19 protein-coding genes are annotated in these 17,770 nt (G+C 55.2%); 16 read left to right on the forward strand and 3 right to left on the reverse strand.

The genetic code is table 11. The annotated features are described in order from the left end of the window. Window positions 1-8: 8 nt before the first annotated feature. A complete protein-coding gene (rpiA, locus tag BUA39_RS04510) occupies window positions 9-797 on the reverse strand; it encodes a ribose-5-phosphate isomerase RpiA (protein WP_072791742.1) in 789 nt (262 codons plus the stop codon). A 192-nt stretch (window positions 798-989) separates the two neighbouring features. Here rpiA and BUA39_RS04515 point away from each other — a divergent pair, with 192 nt between their 5' ends. Further along, complete coding sequence (locus tag BUA39_RS04515; RefSeq protein WP_072791354.1) at window positions 990-2,363, forward strand: L-serine ammonia-lyase; 1,374 nt, start codon at window positions 990-992, stop codon at window positions 2,361-2,363. Between the two features lie 3 nt (window positions 2,364-2,366). Here the strand turns inward: BUA39_RS04515 and BUA39_RS04520 are convergent, their stop codons facing one another. Then, on the reverse strand, window positions 2,367-3,224 hold the full coding sequence (locus BUA39_RS04520) for a lytic transglycosylase domain-containing protein (protein WP_072791355.1): 858 nt from the start codon (window positions 3,222-3,224) through the stop codon (window positions 2,367-2,369). Between the two features lie 384 nt (window positions 3,225-3,608). Between BUA39_RS04520 and BUA39_RS04525 the strand changes: the two genes are divergently transcribed. From BUA39_RS04525 to BUA39_RS04590, 14 genes are all read left to right on the forward strand, one after another. Then, window positions 3,609-3,821, forward strand: coding sequence for a hypothetical protein (locus BUA39_RS04525; RefSeq protein WP_072791357.1), 213 nt, complete (start codon window positions 3,609-3,611; stop codon window positions 3,819-3,821). A gap of 143 nt (window positions 3,822-3,964) precedes the next feature. Further along, window positions 3,965-4,177 carry a hypothetical protein gene (locus BUA39_RS04530; RefSeq protein ID WP_072791358.1) on the forward strand — a complete coding sequence of 71 codons (213 nt, stop codon included), beginning with the start codon at window positions 3,965-3,967 and terminating at the stop codon, window positions 4,175-4,177. A gap of 205 nt (window positions 4,178-4,382) precedes the next feature. Continuing rightward, complete coding sequence (gene cpaB / locus BUA39_RS04535) at window positions 4,383-5,246, forward strand: Flp pilus assembly protein CpaB (protein ID WP_072791360.1); 864 nt, start codon at window positions 4,383-4,385, stop codon at window positions 5,244-5,246. Window positions 5,247-5,439: 193 nt separating this feature from the next. Next, the gene (locus BUA39_RS04540; protein ID WP_072791362.1) at window positions 5,440-6,852 is read left to right on the forward strand and encodes a type II and III secretion system protein family protein; all 1,413 of its coding nucleotides are present in this window, start codon (window positions 5,440-5,442) and stop codon (window positions 6,850-6,852) included. 13 nt (window positions 6,853-6,865) lie between these two features. After that, a complete protein-coding gene (locus tag BUA39_RS04545; protein ID WP_110721807.1) occupies window positions 6,866-7,519 on the forward strand; it encodes an OmpA family protein in 654 nt (217 codons plus the stop codon). Window positions 7,520-7,791: 272 nt separating this feature from the next. Then, window positions 7,792-9,066, forward strand: coding sequence for a CpaE/TadZ family protein (locus BUA39_RS04550; RefSeq protein WP_072791365.1), 1,275 nt, complete (start codon window positions 7,792-7,794; stop codon window positions 9,064-9,066). Window positions 9,067-9,077: 11 nt separating this feature from the next. Beyond that, complete coding sequence (locus BUA39_RS04555) at window positions 9,078-10,538, forward strand: TadA family conjugal transfer-associated ATPase (protein WP_072791367.1); 1,461 nt, start codon at window positions 9,078-9,080, stop codon at window positions 10,536-10,538. A 5-nt stretch (window positions 10,539-10,543) separates the two neighbouring features. Next, complete coding sequence (locus tag BUA39_RS04560; RefSeq protein WP_072791368.1) at window positions 10,544-11,512, forward strand: type II secretion system F family protein; 969 nt, start codon at window positions 10,544-10,546, stop codon at window positions 11,510-11,512. Window positions 11,513-11,522: 10 nt separating this feature from the next. Beyond that, the gene (locus BUA39_RS04565; RefSeq protein ID WP_072791370.1) at window positions 11,523-12,506 is read left to right on the forward strand and encodes a type II secretion system F family protein; all 984 of its coding nucleotides are present in this window, start codon (window positions 11,523-11,525) and stop codon (window positions 12,504-12,506) included. Window positions 12,507-12,511: 5 nt separating this feature from the next. Next, window positions 12,512-13,087: a tetratricopeptide repeat protein gene (locus BUA39_RS04570; RefSeq protein WP_072791371.1), complete on the forward strand. Its 576-nt coding sequence runs from the start codon at window positions 12,512-12,514 to the stop codon at window positions 13,085-13,087. Window positions 13,088-13,113: 26 nt separating this feature from the next. Beyond that, the gene (locus BUA39_RS04575; RefSeq protein WP_072791373.1) at window positions 13,114-13,962 is read left to right on the forward strand and encodes a tetratricopeptide repeat protein; all 849 of its coding nucleotides are present in this window, start codon (window positions 13,114-13,116) and stop codon (window positions 13,960-13,962) included. Then, the gene (locus BUA39_RS04580; RefSeq protein ID WP_207546192.1) at window positions 13,962-14,453 is read left to right on the forward strand and encodes a prepilin peptidase; all 492 of its coding nucleotides are present in this window, start codon (window positions 13,962-13,964) and stop codon (window positions 14,451-14,453) included. Before BUA39_RS04575 ends, BUA39_RS04580 begins: the two co-directional genes overlap by 1 nt. Window positions 14,454-14,578: 125 nt before the next feature. Further along, window positions 14,579-15,892: an ATPase gene (locus BUA39_RS04585; protein WP_072791745.1), complete on the forward strand. Its 1,314-nt coding sequence runs from the start codon at window positions 14,579-14,581 to the stop codon at window positions 15,890-15,892. A 50-nt stretch (window positions 15,893-15,942) separates the two neighbouring features. Further along, window positions 15,943-16,635 carry a CDP-alcohol phosphatidyltransferase family protein gene (locus BUA39_RS04590; protein ID WP_072791375.1) on the forward strand — a complete coding sequence of 231 codons (693 nt, stop codon included), beginning with the start codon at window positions 15,943-15,945 and terminating at the stop codon, window positions 16,633-16,635. On the opposite strand, the gene BUA39_RS04595 is transcribed toward BUA39_RS04590, so the two are convergent. Next, complete coding sequence (locus BUA39_RS04595; protein WP_072791376.1) at window positions 16,632-17,087, reverse strand: methylated-DNA--[protein]-cysteine S-methyltransferase; 456 nt, start codon at window positions 17,085-17,087, stop codon at window positions 16,632-16,634. The two genes, BUA39_RS04590 and BUA39_RS04595, sit on opposite strands and share 4 nt — an antisense overlap. A gap of 166 nt (window positions 17,088-17,253) precedes the next feature. Here BUA39_RS04595 and BUA39_RS04600 point away from each other — a divergent pair, with 166 nt between their 5' ends. Continuing rightward, a complete protein-coding gene (locus BUA39_RS04600) occupies window positions 17,254-17,748 on the forward strand; it encodes an EF-hand domain-containing protein (protein WP_072791378.1) in 495 nt (164 codons plus the stop codon). The last annotated feature ends 22 nt before the right edge of the window (window positions 17,749-17,770 follow it).

Here is a 17,770-nt window from a genome sequence, read left to right on the forward strand (position 1 = left end):
GATATTCCTCAATCAGACAGGTCAGAGAATAGGTTCTCGCTTTCTACAAATTCGAGCATGTTCTCTTCTATTGTGCCTGCATTTATGTCACGCACCTGCGTCTTTCCATCCCCATAGCCAATCACAACCGTGTCACATATGTCTATGAAAAGACCGTTTTCCACAACACCGGGCATCTGGTTCAGGATCATCGCCATCTGGCGCGGGTTGCCGATGCGTTTCAGATGCAGGTCCAGAATGTGGTTGCCTTCATCCGTCACAAAAGGCCGCTCACCGTTCATCCGCAGCGAGGCCGAGCGTCCCATGACATCCATTGCCGCCAAGGTTTCTTCAATCAGCGCCTGCGTGGTTTGCCAGCCAAAAGGGATCACCTCTACGGGCAAGGGAAAGGCACCCAAGGTGTCGACCTCTTTGCTGGCGTCTGTGATGACGATCATCTGGTCCGAGGCCGTCGCGACAATCTTTTCCTGCAGCAAGGCACCGCCGCCGCCTTTGATCAGGTTCAGTTCGGCATCAAATTCGTCGGCCCCGTCGATGGTGATATCCAGCCATTTCGCCTGATCAAGGCTCACCACTTCAATGCCGACATCCCGCGCAAGCTCTGCTGTTCGGGTCGAGGTCGGCACGCCGCGAATGCGCAGCCCCTCTTCGCGCACCATTTCACCAAGGCAACGCACCATCCACGCGGCTGTTGATCCAGTGCCAAGCCCCACGCGCATGCCGTCTTCAACATATTCCACCGCTTTCTTGGCGGCGACGAACTTGGCCTTGTCTATGGGCGACAGTTCCGTGGGCATGGCGCACTCCGTGATCTCGTTGGCATGGTTATAGGCAAGTTCTCTGACCCGCGCGAGGGGCATTTGCCGCTTGGGCGTCAACTTTGGTCGGGAATACGCACAAACTCTGAAAGACTGTATTGTAAGCTTGAGTGCGCATCACATGTTTCCTATAGGAAACCAACGATTCACTTCGCGGAAGGGCCGCCCGGTATGTTTCTCTCGGTGTTTGACATGTTCAAAGTGGGTGTTGGCCCCTCATCGTCACATACGATGGGGCCAATGGTGGCCGCAGCACGGTTTTTGGACCTGATGCGCACAAGCCCATTTGAATTTCATGGGTTAAAGGCCAGCCTGCATGGCTCGCTTGCTTTTACGGGCGTTGGCCACGCAACGGATCGCGCGACTGTGCTAGGGTTGGCAGGCTTTTTGCCCGAAACCTATGAGCACGAGAAGGCTGAGACCGCTTTGGCCGATATTCGCGACAATAAAACTGTGTCGCCTGACGGCTTGCCAACCTTGGTCTTTGACCCACGCGAAGACCTACGCTTTGACTTTGGCCCTGCCCTGCCCGGCCACGCCAACGGCATGATCCTGATGGCCACGGACAAACAGGGCGATGTGATCCTGCAAGAAACCTATTATTCCATCGGCGGCGGCTTTGTTGTCACCGCAGATGAATTGGCAGCCGGCAAAGACACAGACGAAGGCGATCCGGTGCCCTACCCGTTCAAGTCTGCCGCCGAGATGCTTGAAATGGCAGAACGGTCCGGCAAGTCCATAGCTGACATGAAGCGTGCCAACGAACATGCACGCGGCGGGCCAGACAATTTGAACAAAGGCTGCAAACGCCTTTGGGAAGTGATGAATGATTGCATCCAGCGGGGCTTGGATAATGATGGCACGCTGCCTGGCGGATTAAACGTGCGACGTCGCGCCAAAGCGATCCATGATAGCCTTATGGCAGAACGCGGCATGAACCTTGCCCCACCCCATACCATCAACGACTGGATCAGCGCCTACGCGATGGCCGTCAATGAAGAGAACGCCGCGGGTGGTCAGGTTGTCACTGCGCCCACCAATGGGGCGGCTGGCGTCCTGCCCGCTGTCATCCGCTATTGGCTGGACCACGTGCCCGGCGCGAGCACCTCTCGTATCGACGAGTTCCTGCTGACTGCGGCAGCGATTGGCGGGCTTGTGAAGTTCAACGCGTCGATCTCCGGCGCCGAAGCCGGGTGTCAGGCCGAGGTTGGCTCTGCTGCTGCAATGGCTGCGGCGGGTCTTTGTGCCGTGATGGGCGGCACGCCAGAGCAAGTGGAGAATGCAGCGGAGATCGCCTTAGAGCATCACCTTGGCATGACCTGCGACCCGATCAAGGGCCTTGTGCAGGTGCCTTGCATCGAACGGAACGGATTGGGCGCGATCAAAGCTGTCTCTGCGGCAAGCCTTTCTTTGCGTGGCGACGGCAAACACCTTGTGCCGCTGGATTCAGTCATAGAAACCATGCGTCAGACCGGCGCGGACATGCATGAGAAATATAAAGAGACCTCTCTTGGGGGGCTGGCGGTCAACGTCCCGAACTGCTGAGGCTCATTCGGCAATCGCGGCAAAGACGCAGGGATCACTGACAAACAGCGGCGGCTTGGAACACAACCCGCTGGCCACGCGATAAGCGCTTAGAACACGTGGCACATAGTTCATTGTTTCGGCGAAGGGCGGCACGCCGCCATATTCAGCGACCGCGCCCTCGCCTGCGTTATATCCGGCCAAGGCTAAGATCGGATCGCCGTTGTAGCGTTTCAGCAGAACGTCAAGGAAAGCCACCCCGCCCTTAATGTTGTCGGCAGGCGCATATGGGTCCGCCACTGAGAAGCGATCAGATGTGACCGGCATCAATTGCATCAGGCCGACCGCCCCGGTCCGGCTGATCGCGGCAGCGTTGCCCGCCGATTCAGCATAGATCACCGCCAAGACCAAGGCAGGCGAAACATCTGTGTTCAACGTCGCCAGCAAAATGTCCCGCCCATAACGTTTCGCGATATCCTGCACGGGTTGCATTCTTGGCGGTACAAGCTGGCCTGTGCCTTCAGGCGTCGACAAAACTTCTAACGCGTCCTGTATGCGCCCCGGGCCTGTCTCTTTCGACTGCGGGTGGATCGTGGTCCAGAACCAATCATAAAGCGAAACTGGCTTTGTAGTGGAATCGACAGCCGCGCCGTCTAGCGTGGGCGCCGTCAAAGCTGCCGTCGTGGTCGACTTTGGCAAGGGTGGCGGCACCGCAGGGTTTGCGCGTTCTTCGATCTGAACGGTAATGCGCTTAGCCGCGCCAGCTTTGGGGGGCTTGATCCGTTTCGCCGAAAAATCAGGAAACGGCGACGGCGACTCGGCAAAAGCACCCGACGCGCTCAGCATCAAAGCGGCGCAAAGGGCACCTGTGAGTCGTTTCATCTTCACGCGGAACTGCTCCGACCTGTGTTTTTCAGCCATTCTTGCAAGAAAACGCCGCCAGAGCCAGAGAATCCGGCTTCACCCACGGTAAAATACAGCGAATTTGGCACAACTCGACGGTCAAAAACGCCCGTTTTTCGAGGCAATCTCAAAAGCCATGAAGAAAAAGTTAAAATAAATGTTCCAATTTTTCAGTGCGTTATGTGAATTTCACCCAGAAAATCTGCCCCGCTCAAAAACGCACGATTCACGCCCAATTCGTGCCCCAATCAGACGGCTATATAGGCTCATACCAAGTCGGGAAGAGGCCAAAGAGAGAGATGGTCGTTGAAGGCTCGATACGGTCGAAACTGAAATTTCTGAGATCCTTTGGAGGGACACACTATGATCAAGTTCATCAAAAACTTCCGTAAAGACGAAAACGGCGCAGTAACAGTTGACTGGGTTGTTCTGACCGCAGCCGTTGTTGGCCTTGCAGTTGCAGCTTATTCTACAATCGAGACAGAGACTGCAACTCTGGCGAACAACATTGGCGCGACCATCGCAGTCGCCGACACAACTGGTGCAGCTGGTGCAACAGGTGTTGCAGGCGAATAATCGGCTGACCTAGCTGAGTTCAATAAGGGCGGCCTAATATTGGCCGCCTTTTTATTTACCGGTCACTGGCACAACGCTGAGTGTATTCCGAGTTTAATTTGTGGCGCGACGTTTTTCGCAAGTCCCGCCAGCGGAGGTAGAAAATGAGAAATTATCTGAAAACCTTCATGCGCGACGAAAACGGCGCAGTCACCGTAGATTGGGTCGTACTAACTGCCGTCGTGGTGGGGATGGCTGTTGCTGTTCACACATTGATCGAGACCGAAACTGGCACTCTAGCGAACAACATTGGCGCAACAATCGCAGCACATGATACGACCGCCGCGGCTGGCGCAACCGGTGTCGCTGGCGAATAGTACGTCTCACGAAATCGAGATGAATGTGCATAGCAATTGACCGACAGTCGATAATGCTGCCGAAATCTATGACTTAATTCTAAGCAGTTTGCATGCGATCGCCACGAAACAATCAGCGTCAAACCCTGAATTCGCCATATTCACTGTAGAAACTAGGCGAAGACAACGGCCCCGGGCCAACGAGTAGACAAAAGGATACGAAACGATGCGTGGTATTTTTGCAGTAGTGCTGTTGGTTGGCGTTGGCCTTGCCGGCATCGCGGTTCACATGGCACAAAACTATGTCCAGAAGTATCAATCGGCGCTGGCGCAGGAACGCGAAGCGCGAACACCACCCATTGAACTTGTAGAAATTTACGCGGCGACTGCGCAAATGGGCTACGGCGACCCGCTGGACCCAGAGATGGTGAAATTGGTCAAATGGCCGAAAGAGTCCTTGCCAAACGGCTACTACATGGATGAGAGCGTCCTTTTCCCGGACCACGCAAACCGTCCACGAAGCGTTATTCGCCCATTGGAGATCGGTGAGCCCATTTTGCAGGTGAAAATCACCAAACCGGGCGAAGACGCAGGCCTGACCTCACAGCTGGAGCGCGGCACTCGTGCGTTCGCTATTCGTGTCGATGTTGCCAGTGGTGTGTCCGGCTTTTTGCGCCCTGGTGACCGTGTAGACGTATACTGGACGGGTTCAATCAAGGGTGGCGGCTCTGAAAGCTCACGCGACTTTACCAAATTGATCCAACCCGGCGTGCGCCTCATTGCGATTGACCAGCAAGCGCAGGTCGAAGGCGTAAGCGGCAACGTTGCCCGCACAGTTACCGTCGCCGTTAAGCCAGAACAGGTTGCGGCACTGGCGCAGGCACAGAATTCAGGTCGCCTGTCTCTGGCCCTCGTTGGTGCCAAAGATGACACGGTGGCGGAAGCGATTGAAGTCGATCAAATCAAGCTACTGGGTATCGAGCGCGAAGAGAAGAAAGTCGCCGTGGTCAAAGAAGAGAAAAAGGTTTGTACGATCCGCACCCGCCGCGGTGCAGAAGTGGTCGCCATCCCAATTCCATGCTCAAACTAAGCGCTTTCAAATGCTTAGCCATGCGCCCCATCTCTGGGGCGCATTTCGTGTGTCAGGGACTGTTGCCCCTGCCCCACATGCAAAACGGCAGCGAAGCCATTGATTCTTGCAAAAAAATGCGAATTGGCGCACATTGATGCCAATAAGGGCAATTAGACCCATTAATTGAGGCGTGATCGGAGAGGCAGGTCACATGACATACCGGAACTTTATCAAGGCGGCTCTGCTGGGGATGTCCGTCGCAATTACTCCCATAATCAGCAGCCAAGTGGCGGCTGAATCAATCCGTGTTGTACGGAACGGAACCAACTCGCTGTTGACCGTGCCTATGAACCGGGCCGTGGTGGTCGAGAGCGAAACACCCTTTGCGGAACTCAGCATCGCCAACCCGGCGATCGCAGATATTTCGACGCTTTCTGATCGTACGATCTATGTCCTGGGCAAATCGCCTGGGACCACAACGTTGACAATTTTGGACGCAGCAGGCCAGTTGATCACAAATGTGAACGTTCGTGTTGCAGCCGACATCAGCGAATTCAAAGAGCGTTTGCAGCAAATTCTACCGAACGAAAAGATCGATGTACGCACCGCAAATGACGGTATCGTTTTGTCTGGCACAGCCAGCAGCACGCAGAAAATGCAACGCGCGCTGGACTTGGCGGAGCGCTACGCCCCGGAACGGGTATCAAACCTGATGACGGTCGGCGGAGTCCAGCAAGTCATGCTGAAAGTCCGCTTTGCCGAAATGGAGCGCACGGTATCCAAAGCGCTCGGTGCTTCTTTGAATGGTACGATCGACGGAAATGGTGTCAGCACAGGCACTTACCTCGCACCGGGGAACGCTGAAGCATTGGCAGAAGGCGACCCGATCACCCTTAGTTCCGGCGCACAGGGTACATTCCAATTTGGCATCAATGCGGGCGTCGTGCAGTTGAACGCCCTGCTTGAAGCGCTAGAGACCCGCGGCATGGTTCGCTCCCTTGCGGAACCAAACCTGATTGCCCTATCCGGTCAGCAGGCGACCTTCCACGCAGGCGGTGAATACCCTGTGCCGGTCGCACAGGACGAAGGGACCACAACGATTGAGTTCAAACCCTTCGGTGTCAGCCTACAGTTTGTACCGCGTGTTGTGGATGGTGACCTGATTAACTTGGAGCTGAACACCGAGGTTTCCTCCCTAGACACCGCGAATGGCTACAATGACGGCACCTTCAACATCGCTGCGTTCTCGACACGGAATGCGTCCACAACCGTGGAACTTCGCGACGGCGAAAGCTTTGCAATTGCAGGCCTTTTGGAAGATGATTTCCAAGACTTGAACTCGCAAGTTCCATGGCTTGGGGACATCCCAGTGCTTGGTGCCCTCTTCCGCAGCGCTGACTATCGGCGTTCGCAATCAGAGTTGGTGATCGTCATCACTGCGCATTTGGTCACACCGACACGCGGCGAAGCGATTGCCCTACCAACTGATCGCGTGAAGCCGCCATCTGAGAAAGACCTGTTCCTGTTCGGCCAGATTTCCAGCGGCAGCCGCCCCACCAAAGGTGCAGCCGGCGAAGTGGCGAAGCAAGATTTTGACGGCTCTTACGGCTATGTTCTGGACTAAGGGAGACAGGCAGATGAAAAAAGCACTTCTCGCGACAGTCGCCATGGTCGGTCTTACCGCCTGTGAAAATCCAAATCAGACGTTCCCGTCTTTCTTTCAGGAAGCCGGTGCAGTAACCGATGCCCATGGTGCTTTCGGAGCTGCAACAGCCAACAACATCGCGATCCAAAACGGGGACAAGAGCTATACTATAAGCCTTGCGACGCGTTTTGCGGACGAAGTTGAAAGCACAGTCACTTTTGCGTTCAATTCGTCGGTTCTGGATGACACTGCCCGAGCAACGCTGCGGCAACAAGCGACCTGGATCAGCCAATTCCCGGAAGTCCGGTTCCGCGTCTACGGTCACACGGATGCCGTTGGCTCTCAAGCCTATAACAAACGCCTTGGCCTGCGCCGCGCACAGGCGGCTGTGGCCTATCTGGTCAGCCAAGGCATCAGCCGGAACCGCCTTGAAGCCGTTGTTTCTTTCGGCGAAACGCAGCCGCTGATTGTGACGCAAGGCAAAGAGCGCCGCAATCGCCGCACAGTGACCGAGGTTTCGGGCTTTGTCGAAGGCCACCCCAACCTTCTGGACGGAAAATACGCGCAGGTGATCTATCGCGAATACATTGCGAGCGCTGTACCAATCCCAACAGCTGCGGTTCCGTCGAGTTCCGAAGGCGAATAAGCCAGAAACCTGAAAAAATTAACGAAAATGGCCCGTTCTTCGGGCCTTTTCTTTGTCTGCCATCACGGTTTCATTGTTCCCAATATGGCAATAACAACCCGTCTGCCTTTCAAAAGTCTCACGATACCGCACAATTACGATCTTTTGGCCCAAATCTTGCCCCGTTTGGAGATCAGAAAAGTTCCAACGGGATGAGTGTGCTTGACGCGAGTCGAGCATCCGCCGCCCCAGTAACAACTGGTGACGACGGAACCGTCTAAGGAAGTAGGGCAATGACGAGTAGTGAAACGAAAATTTCTGATCCGAACGCGATCCTGGCCTGTACGGTCTGCCGCGACGTTCAGAATTTTGACCTATTGATTGTCGATATGGAAGAAGTCATGGGCGAACAATGGGGCGACCTTGGCTTTGAAGACGTTCTTCAGTTTTTCGAACAGCCAGAGGCAGACACGCTTGAGTTCATTGCTTTGGCCATTGATGACCTCGACGAAGACGGCCCAGAAATCCTTAAGAAAATTGTCATTGCGGCCAAGGAAAAGGGCATCAAAACGCTCTTGATTGCCGAAGATGTCACCCCGTCATTGCTGCACCAGCTTCTGCGCATGGGCGCTGACGAATTTATCCCCTACCCGCCCCCATCGGGAGAATTGCTACAAGTGGTTGAAACTATGCGTGCTGAACCAGAAGAACCTGCGCGTCTGCCTGTTCCAGATCCAGCGACCCAACCTGCCGAAGCAGGAACGGTATCGCTTAATGCTTCGGCGCCACGCCGCCATGGTGTGATCATTGCCGCACATGGATTGGCGGGCGGCACCGGAACCACAACGCTTGCTGTGAACTTGGCCTGGGAACTGGCGACCGTCACAAAAGAAAAATCGCCATCGGTTTGCCTGTTGGATTTCGACCTTCAATTCGGATCGACCAGCACCTTCCTAGATTTGCCGCGGCGCGATGCGGTGTTTGAATTGCTGTCTGATACCGACAGCATGGACAGCGAAAGCTTTGGCCAGGCGCTGCAAAAATTTGAGGACAAGCTAAGCGTTCTGACCTCACCGCCTGATATGTTGCCGCTGGATCTGATCTCCTCAGAAGATATCGAGCGCGTGCTGGAAATGGCCAGCCATCACTTTGACTTTGTGGTTGTCGACATGCCGAACACTGTCGTGCAATGGACCGAAACGGTGCTGAACAAAGCGCATGTTTATTTTGCGACACTCGAGATCGACATGCGTTCCGCCCAGAATGCGATGCGGATGAAGCGCGCACTGCAGGCCGAGGACCTTCCCTTTGACAAGCTGCGCTATGTGCTGAACCGCGCACCGAAATTCACCGATCTTTCGGGCAAATCACGCGTAAAACGCATGGCGGAAAGCCTTGGCATTTCGATTGATGTGATGCTGCCTGACGGCGGTCGCCCAGTCATGCAGGCCAGCGACCACGGTCAGCCACTTGGTTTGCTGGCATCCAAGAACCCACTCCGCAAAGAGATCGCGAAACTCGCGAAATCCATCTTCGAACTCGATGAAGACAACATTCAAGCTGCCTGAGGACATCCTTTATGTTTAGCAGATATAAGAAAGATGCACCGGCCAAAGCGGTCAAAGCCGCCCCAAAGGCAGAGGTCTCAAAAGCGCCCGAACCGATGGTTGAGTCTGTCGATGCACTGGCTGCGGCAGAACGTGCCGTCTTGCGCAAGCCGATGCCTGCCGCCAAGGCGCAGGCAGCATCCAGCGACAAAGATCGCAAACGCAAGGAGCGTTTGGGTGAGATCAAGCTGGAGCTGCACCGCGAACTGCTGGATAACCTGAACCTCGCCGCGTTGGAAAAAGCCACGGAAAACGATCTCCGCAATGAGATCAATGCCATTTCCACAGAGGTATTGCAGGAACGGTCCATCGTTCTGAACCGCCAAGAACGTTCGACGCTGTTTCAGGAACTCTACAACGAAGTTACGGGCCTTGGCCCCCTGGAAACCTTGCTGCAAGATGATGACGTCAACGACATTCTCGTGAACGGTCCGCAACAGATCTTTGTGGAACGTGCTGGTAAGCTCGAACTGACAGACATCACATTCAAAGACGAAAAACACCTTCTACGGATCATCGACAAGATCGTGTCGGCTGTAGGTCGCCGCGTCGATGAATCAAACCCCTATGTGGACGCCCGCTTGGCGGATGGCTCTCGTTTCAACGCGATGGTGCCACCGATTGCTGTTGACGGCTCACTGGTCTCCATTCGGAAATTTAAGAAAGACAAGCTGGGTATCGATGACCTCGTAAACTTCGGTGCGTTCTCCGAGGAGATGGCCGCCTATTTGCAAGCTGCGGTCGCAACGCGCCTAAACTTGATTGTGTCTGGCGGTACAGGTTCTGGTAAGACAACCACACTGAACGCGCTTTCGTCCTTTATCGACAACTCCGAACGCATCCTGACAATCGAGGATACGGCGGAATTGCAACTTCAGCAGACCCACGTGGGTCGTATGGAAAGCCGCCCTGCAAACGTGGAAGGCAAAGGCGCAGTCTCCCCGCGCGACTGTTTGAAAAACGCCCTGCGTATGCGGCCTGACCGTATCATCGTGGGTGAGACCCGCGGCGAAGAGGTCATCGACATGCTTCAGGCGATGAACACCGGTCACGATGGCTCGATGACAACCATCCACGCGAACTCTGCCCGCGATGGTGTCAGCCGTCTGGAGAACATGATTGCCATGGCCGGGATCGAAATGCCGATCAAAGCCGTGCGTTCGCAGATTTCTTCGGCTGTGAACCTGATTGTGCAGGCCTCGCGTCTGCAAGATGGCTCCCGTCGCATGACGTCCATCACCGAAATCACCGGCATGGAAGGGGACGTGATTTCCATGCAAGAAATCTTCCGCTTCCAGCGCACCGGCCTGACGCCTGACAACAAAATCCTCGGGCATTTCACAGCCACCGGCGTGCGCAGCCACTTCTCTGAACGTTTCCGCATGTGGGGCTACGACTTGCCTGCGCATATCTATGAACCAAACGCAGGATAAGTCCGATGCCCATTAGCCCAGAACTTATGATTTATGGCCTGATTTTTGTAGGCGTGCTCGTCCTTGTTGAGGGCGCCTATCTGACGGTCTTTGGCAAATCCATCAGCCTGAACAACAAGGTCAGCCGCCGGCTTGAGATGCTCGACAAAGGCGCGGCCCGGCAGGACGTGCTAGAGCAGTTGCGCAAAGAGATGGCGCAGCACGCGCAGTCCAAGTCGATCCCACTTTATTCTATGCTGGCCGACAAGGCGCAGCGGGCGGCCATCGCCTTTAGCCCGCGCCAGTTGATCATGGTTATGATCGCACTGAGCGGGATTTCCTTCTTGGGCCTTTCGATCGGCACGCAGGCTGGTCTTGTGACAAACCTAGTAATGTCCATCGGGATTGGCGTTGGTGGTGTCTATACTTGGATCAGCATGAAAGCTGGCAAGCGTATTGCTCTGTTGGAAGAACAGCTGCCAGACGCCATTGAATTGATGGTGCGCAGCCTGCGCGTCGGTCACCCGTTTTCTTCGGCCATTCAAATCGTTGCCAAGGAAAGCCCTGACCCGCTGTCGACTGAATTCGGCATCATCGCGGACGAATGCGCCTATGGTCGCGACGTTGGTGAAGCTCTGAAAGACATGGCAGAGCGTCTGGACATGCAGGACATGCGTTTCCTTGCGGTTGCCGTCACAATCCAGCAGCAGTCTGGTGGTAACCTTGCCGAGATTCTTGCCGGTCTGTCCCGCGTGATCCGCGCGCGTTTCCGCCTGTTCCGCCGCGTCAAAGCCATCACGGCAGAGGCGAAATGGTCAGGTAAATTCCTGTCCGGTTTCCCGGTCGCCGCGCTGATTTTCATTAACGTCAGCGACCCCAATTACTACGACGAAGTTAAGGATCACCCTTGGTTCATCATGGGCTGTATCGCCGTAGGCCTGTTCCTTGCCGCGAACCTGATCGTGATGCGCATTCTCACCAACATCAAAGTGTAAGGACGCTCCTATGCCCCTATTTGATATGCTCTCCCAAATTCTGACAAATGCCCTCGGACCGTTCGGCCCGGTGATCGCAGTGGGTGGTTTGGGCGTCGTGGTGGTCCTGCTGGCCGTCGCCATGATGATGCGAGAAAAGAATGACCCAATGGCCAAACTTGGCAATGTCGGTCGAGAAGGCACAGTTGAAAAAACCAAGGGCGACGCCAAGAAAGACAAGCTGCGCCGCGCGTCTAGCAATGAAAAGCTTGAGAAGTACAAGGGTTTCCTAGAACCCAAAAGCGCTGAAGACCTGTCTTCGATGCAGTTGAAGCTGATGCAAGCGGGCTATCAATCCCGCGACGCTGTGCGGGCTTTCTACCTTGCACAGGTGGCATTTGGGATTGTCGGGCTGATCGTTGGCCTTTCTTATTTCATCTTCGCGCTCGGACCAGAAAATGCGACCACGCAGCAGACAGTGATGTGGGTGCTTGGACCAGGCGCGGCTGGCTACTTCCTGCCAAAATACTGGATCACCCGCCGGGTTGAGACGCGCAAAGAAGAAATCATCAATGGCTTTCCTGACAGCTTGGACATGATGCTCGTCTGCGTGGAAGCCGGGCAGTCGCTTGATCAATCCATCATCCGCGTCGCCAAGGAGTTGCGCGCAAGCTACCCTTCTCTGGCAGACGAATACGAAATCGTTGCGCATGAGATGAAAGCCGGTAAAGACAAATCCACCGTGCTGAGCGATATGGGAGAGCGTTGCGGTGTGTCAGATGTGTCAAGCTTTGTCACGGTGATGAACCAATCGACCACCTTTGGTACACCGATTGCGGATGCGCTACGGGTCTATTCGGCTGAAATGCGCGACAAACGCGTGATGCGCGCCGAAGAGGCCGCAAACAAGTTGCCAACCAAGATGACCCTTGCCACTATGATGCTGACGGTTCCGCCGCTTCTGCTGATTTTGGTGTCGCCGTCTGTCGTGAATATTACACAGATTTCGCAGTAGGCCCGGTGACAGCTAAACGAAAACGACTTCCCAAGGTCTTCTTGATCTTAGGTTTTGCATTGGCCGCCTGTTCAACGGGCGGCCTCGGCACATCCACGGATAGCCCATTTGCGCCTAGCATAGATGCACGAAAAGAAGCTGTAGATCAAACACTTGTCGGCCACCGACTAATGGACGCCGGAGAATACGAACTCGCGCTTGAAGCTTACACACGTGTCGCTGCCAAAGAGGGGCTGACCGCTGATGTGCTTGCAAATATTGGCAGTGCGAACTTGAAACTCGGCCGTCTTGGTCAGTCCGAAGACAACTTCCGCGACGCTATAGAGCAGGACGAAACGCGCCCTGAAATCTGGAACAATCTGGGGATCGTTCTACTTGAGGCAGGCCAGACAGCTGAGGCGGTACAGCTCCTTCGCAAAGCCTATGCGCTGGACAATGGCGAAAGTGACGCAATCCGCGACAATCTGCGCTTGGCTCTCGCAAAAATGGAAAATCCCGCTTATGATGGCCCGCAATTAGAAGAAGAATTCAAATTGGTGCGCCGGGGCAGCAATGACTACTTGCTCCAGAAGACACCGTAGAGTCGAGCAGTAAGAGGACGCAGAAAATGCGCCAATCTATCCTATTGGGCCTTACGTTAAGTGCAGCGGTCGCCGTTGCTGGCTGTCAAAAAGCCGGGGACGCCGAAGTTGATCGAGCTTTGGAATCCGTCAACGCCATTGACGGCGCGGACCTGTCAGACCTGATGTTGACGGTCGCTGATCCCAACGAGGGCGTCACCTACTTCCAGCGCACACTTGCTGAGAACCCTGACCGCATCGACCTTCAGCGCGGATTGGCGATCTCTTATGTGCGCGCCAAACGCTACACCGAGGCCGTGGGCGCCTGGGGCAAAGTCGTGAAGCACCCAGAAAGCACGCTGGATGACCAGGTTGATCTGGCCGACGCCCAGATCCGTACCGGCGATTGGGAAAAAGCAAACGCGACACTGGATGCAATCCCACCGACGCATGAGACCTTCAAACGCTACCGTCTTGAGGCGGTCGTTGCTGACTCTGCGAAAGAGTGGAAAAAGGCCGACAGTTTCTATGAAATCGCTGTTGGATTGACGACCCGTCCGGCAGGTGTCTTGAACAATTGGGGTTATTCGAAACTGACCCGTGGCGACTTTACCGAGGCAGAGCGTTTGTTCACCGATGCCATCCGTCAGGATGCGGGTCTGTTCACCGCCAAAAACAACCTTGTCCTCGCCCGTGGCGCACAGCGCAACTACACTCTGCCCGTTGTTCCTATGGAACAGACCGAGCGCGCGCAGCTTTTGCACACCTTAGCGCTTTCGGCGATCAAACAGGGTGATGTAGAGATCGGCAAAGCGCTTTTGCGTGAGGCGATTGATACCCATCCGCAGCACTTTGAATCCGCTGTCCGCAGCCTTCGGGCGCTGGAAGCCGCCTAATGCTGCAGATCACCTCGGCTGAGGCGCTGTGGTTCCTGCCTTTTGTCGCGCCCATTTGTTTTTATGTCGCCTGGACCGACATGAAGATGATGAAGATCACCAATCAGGCGGTTGTGGCGCTGGCCTTGGTATTCGTAGTCATTGGCCCTTTCGCCTTCTCGTTGGAGACCTATATCTGGCGCTATCTGCACCTGATCGTGGCGCTGCTTTTGGGCATTGTCTTAAATGCCGGTGGGGTAATGGGCGCAGGCGACGCCAAGTTCGCGGCTGCGGCTGCGCCCTTTGTGGCCCTTGGCGATCTTAGCCGTCTGGCGATCATTTTTGCCGCTGTCCTTCTGGCCGCGTGGGTGACCCATAGGATTGCCAAACACAGCCCACTGCGCAACCTTGTACCCCATTGGGAAAGTTGGACCAAAACCAAGGAATTTCCAATGGGTTTTGCACTTGGCGGTACTTTGGCGGCCTATCTTTTGATCGGCGCATTCGCCTGATCAGACGCTAGATTACGCCCCTCAATACACTCTCAACTTCCATCTAAACGCCCCATTCCTGCCACCTTCCTCAGCGAGATTGGCGGTGGATTATTATGTACGACATCAAGGGCTTTGCCATGAATATGCCAATGGACACGTCTGCAACCACCGTGATTGCACCCCCTGCCCCTAAGCGGCTTGAGGATATGAAGCTCCCTATTGTCATGATGCGGGACATCCTGCTGAAAACCATGTTCCGCAAAAATGTCGACATGGTCAGCGATGTGGCGCAGGCGATCTGCCTACCACGCGCGGTCACGCAAGAACTGATCGATATGGCGCGCGAGCAAAAGTTCCTTGAGGCCACCGGCACGCTGAACGCCAACAGCGGCAATGAAATGGGTTATCAACTGACCGACGCGGGCAAAGTGCGTGCGCAGGATGCCTTGGCGCAGTCGGAATACTATGGCGCAATGCCCGTGCCTCTGCCCGTCTACTCCGAACAGATCAAACGCCAGTCGATCCGCAATATCCAAATTTCGCGTCAACAACTGCTCGATGCCATGGGGCACCTGATCCTGCCGGACGCTTTGCTGGATCACCTTGGACCAGCTGTTTCTGCAGGTCGCTCTATCCTGATGTACGGCCCTCCAGGCAATGGTAAATCTTCGATCTCTAACGGTATCCGCGACGCAATGGGCGATAAGGTCTATGTACCACGTGCGATCGAATATGCAGGTCAGGTGATTACGGTCTATGACCCGATTGTGCATTCCAAAGCCGAGGCCGAGGTTGACGACCCCAACAGTCTGCGCCGCCGCCGTGGTTTTGACACCCGCTATGTGCGCTGTGACCGGCCAACCGTCATTACCGGTGGTGAACTGACGCTGGATATGCTGGACCTTGTCTACAACCCAACCGCACGCACCTATCAGGCACCTTTGCAGCTGAAGGCCGCCGGCGGCATCTTTATTGTCGACGACTTGGGTCGCCAGCAAGAACCGCCGCAATCCTTGGTCAACCGCTGGATTGTGCCTTTGGAAGAAAGCCGCGACATTCTCGCGCTGCAATCCGGCGAAAAGTTTGAAACACCCTTTGATACGCTGGTTATCTTTTCCACGAACTTCCACCCGAACGAGATCTTTGACCAAGCGGCGCTGCGTCGGATCTTTTTCAAGATCAAAATTGACGGCCCCTGCCAAGAGGACTTCCTTAAGATCTTCGCCCTCGTCGCGCGCAAGAAGGGCATGCCGCTGGACGAAACTGCGCTGGTGCATTTGCTCAAGACCAAATACCCGACGATTGACAACATCTACGCGAACTATCAGCCGGTGTTCCTGATTGATCAGATGATCTCGATTTGCGAATTTGAAGGCATTCCTTATCAGATGACGCCTGACCTGATTGATCGCGCTTGGGCCAATATGTTCGTCAAGGATGAGCACATCGTGAAATAGTCCCTTGGCATGGCGTTGCAACCCAACGCTTTTTCCGCCAATAGGGTGCGATGACCTCGCATTTCAAAGCCCTCTCCGTCCATCTGTTGACCGCAACCGGTGCCGTTTTCGCCATGCTGGCCATGTTGGCCGCCGTGGATGGAAAATGGAGCCTGATGTTCCTTTGGCTGGTGGTGGCCTTTGCCGTGGATGGCATCGATGGCCCCTTGGCGCGGCGGTATAATGTTAAGAAACATGCGGCAGAGTTTGACGGGGTACTGCTTGATCTGATCATCGACTACCTGACTTATGTCTTCATCCCCGCCTTTGCCCTGTTCAAATCCGGGTTGATGGACGGCTGGACCGGCTGGTTCGCGATTATCATCATCACTTTTGCCTCGGCCATGTATTTTGCTGACACGAGGATGAAGACCAAGGACAATTCCTTCTCCGGGTTTCCCGGCTGCTGGAACATGGTCGTCATCGTGATCTTTGCGCTAGAGCCGACCTTTTGGGTCAGCCTCGCGCTTGTAACAACACTCGCGATTGCGATGTTCCTGCCTCTACGCTTTGTACACCCGGTGCGTACAGAGCGTTGGCGCGTCGTGTCATTGCCCATGGCATTGGCTTGGACATTTTTTGCGGGCTGGGCTGCTTGGGTCGATTTCCACCCAGACAGCTGGGCGCATTGGGGGCTGGTTGTGACCTCGATCTATCTGGTCCTTGTCGGGGTCATCCAACAGGTGCTGCCCGAAAAAGCCTAGATCAAAAGGCCGCCTGCGCCTTCGTGGCGCAACAAGGCGACTTTGGTTTCTACCCCACCAGCGCCCGAGAACCCGGTGAGCTTGCCCCCTGCCCCCATGACGCGGTGGCAGGGGATGATGATCGGGATCGGGTTGCCACCACAGGCCCCACCGACCGGCTGCGCTGCGACACCTAGGGTTTTCGCGATGTCGCCATAGGTGCAGGTTTCGCCAATCGGGATCTTTTGCATCTCTGCACAGACTGCCTGTTGAAACTCTGATCCTTTGACCCTCAGCGGCAGGTCAAACGCCTTAAGCTCTCCGGCGAAATAGGCCGCGAGTTGCGTGATGGCCTGATCCAGAACAGCGGTATGTGCGGATTCTGTCTCGGCCCAATGCAAACGCGTGATCGCACCGTCTTCTTCAAAGAGCGTCAGCGCGCCAACAGGGCTATGGTAGCAGGCACTCAGCACGGCATTTCCGATCCATCATTTCTAAACCACGACAACCCTGGGCACTGAAACAGATTTTCAGGTGATCGCCAAGCGCTGCGGTTCTCCCGCGAATCAGCAGAAACCCAGTTTTAACCTTGTTATGGTAAATTCTCGCCGAGGCAGTAGATCAAAAAGGAGAATACCTTTGATCGGATTGATGAATGGGCTGGCGCACGGGCACGCCAATCGGCCAAACCCACACCCCCAAGTCGCGAGACTGGACGCTGACAAGGACGGCACCCTAAGCCTAGAAGAGCTTGAGGGCACCAAGCTTGGCAAATTTATTAGCGACAACCTTGAAGCGATTGATGGTCCTGAAGGGGACGGTGTCATCACCAAAGACGAATTTCGCGCATTCAAAACAGGTGGCACTACCGCAACTTCTGGCGAAAGCAGCTACAGCCTGACTGTGACGATTGTGACGGTAGTGATGGAACTGGACGAAATCGACGGCGCAGAAGGTGAAGTACCTGTCGACGAGGTCGCGCCTCCGGTCGAAGACGTTGAGGCCGCGCCAAGCGAAGAGCCTGCGCCATTGATTGATACGACAGAGGGTGAGGCTGCGATTGAGATCATGGATTCAATCTTGGACTCGATGGAAGAAGCCAGCGAAACGCCAGAAGAGCCTGAATTGATCTAAGACTGGATCAACCCTGACATGA

This window comes from Cognatishimia maritima (assembly GCF_900129685.1).
In the GTDB taxonomy this organism is placed as follows: Bacteria; Pseudomonadota; Alphaproteobacteria; order Rhodobacterales; family Rhodobacteraceae; genus Cognatishimia; species Cognatishimia maritima.